This is a genomic window from Methanobrevibacter curvatus (genome assembly GCF_001639295.1).
GTDB classification, from domain to species: Archaea; Methanobacteriota; Methanobacteria; order Methanobacteriales; family Methanobacteriaceae; genus Methanoflexus; species Methanoflexus curvatus.
The window spans coordinates 1-1397 of record NZ_LWMV01000095.1; the positions used below are offsets into that span (position 1 = coordinate 1).

1 protein-coding gene is annotated in these 1397 nt (G+C 25.8%); it reads left to right on the plus strand.

Going from position 1 to position 1397, the window contains the following annotated elements; all coding sequences use genetic code 11:
- Window positions 1-603 precede the first annotated feature (603 nt).
- The gene (locus tag MBCUR_RS02420; protein ID WP_067089776.1) at window positions 604-1245 is read left to right on the plus strand and encodes a 4Fe-4S cluster-binding domain-containing protein; all 642 of its coding nucleotides are present in this window, start codon (window positions 604-606) and stop codon (window positions 1243-1245) included.
- Window positions 1246-1397 lie beyond the last annotated feature (152 nt).

Consider the following 1397-nt stretch of genomic DNA (forward strand, 5'->3'; position numbering starts at 1 on the left):
ATATAAATTTAAAAACTTAAATGAATAAAAATTAAAGCAAAAAATTGAGAATATCTTAAATTAAGAAGATAAATATCTAAAAAATAAAAAGACAAATTATCTTATGATTATTTTTTTTGATATTTTATGTTTTGATTTTAAAAATTAATTTGAACACATGATTTTATGAATATGGAATATAAGTTGTATAAGTAAGTAGTATAAGCAAATTTATTGCTGAAAATCGATTATTTCATCAATATTTTTAAATTGGTATTTTTTTTAAAATTTTTTTAAAATAGAAAAATTTATATATGATTAAAGACAAAATTATAATATCATTAATAATTAGTATTTCCAGGAAAACATTGTTCTATTGAAGAAAATTTCACTCTTTTTTTTATTTTTAAGATTAGAATATTGAGAAGCATATATATGTTATTTATTCTCTTGATATTGAAGAGTTTAGGGGATAAGAAAGATTTGACCATTTAAGAGATGAAAAGATGAACAATGATATTTGTTAGTAAACCATTATTTATTATTTTATTTTTTGCTTTAATGCATGTGTCAGAACAACTGTCTTTTTAGCATGTATTAAATCAAAAAATAGGAGATGATTTAATGGATTTTAATTATTATGATAAATTATATATTAATTCACATGCAAAAGAATTAGCTAAAGTTAATAATAGTGGAGGAGATTATATAGATAATGTTTATATGTGGCACACATCACTTATAGACGACCCACCATATGTTAGCCTAGCTATATTCTTTAACTATTGTTCACTTGGTTGTGCAACATGTTGTAACCGTGCATTACTGTCTGGAATGGGTGGTTGTACTCCATTTCATTTAAGTGATATTGATAAGCATAAAGACATTATTGATAGTATAACAATTGTAGGAGGAGAACCCTTTGCTCAGGATTTAACTAACATTCGTAATATTTTGCAACGTAGTAAAGATCTTGGTTTAAGGACTAATGCTCTCACAAATGGTTTACATCTTTGGGAGCCGGAAGTGCGTAAATTGTGGCCATTAATCGATCATATCAATCTTCATGTGACAGAAGAATTTGTGGGGCTTGGTTTATATGATAGAGTTGATGAGTTACCTTTTGATGTGGATTATAATGTTATTTGGCATCCTAATAATATTCCCTTTGTTTTAGATTGCATGGGTTTATTAGATGGTGAAAAGTTTTTTATTAAGAAAGATTTCATGTTCGGTGGGGAAAAATATATTCCAACTAAAATTTAATGTTTGTTTTATTATTGCTTATTATGGCTCTGTAAAATAGTTGCCTCCTGAGATTTTTAGTAATACAACATTATAATTTTATATTACTATTTTGCCTCCTGAGACTTTTTTACACTTGAAATAGCCCTTTAAGGTATTATGCACTTGAAATC

Excerpts from the sequence above, each read along its gene's own strand:
- MBCUR_RS02420 (WP_067089776.1), top strand. The coding sequence starts at position 604 with ATGGATTTTAATTATTATGATAAATTATATATTAATTCACATGCAAAA.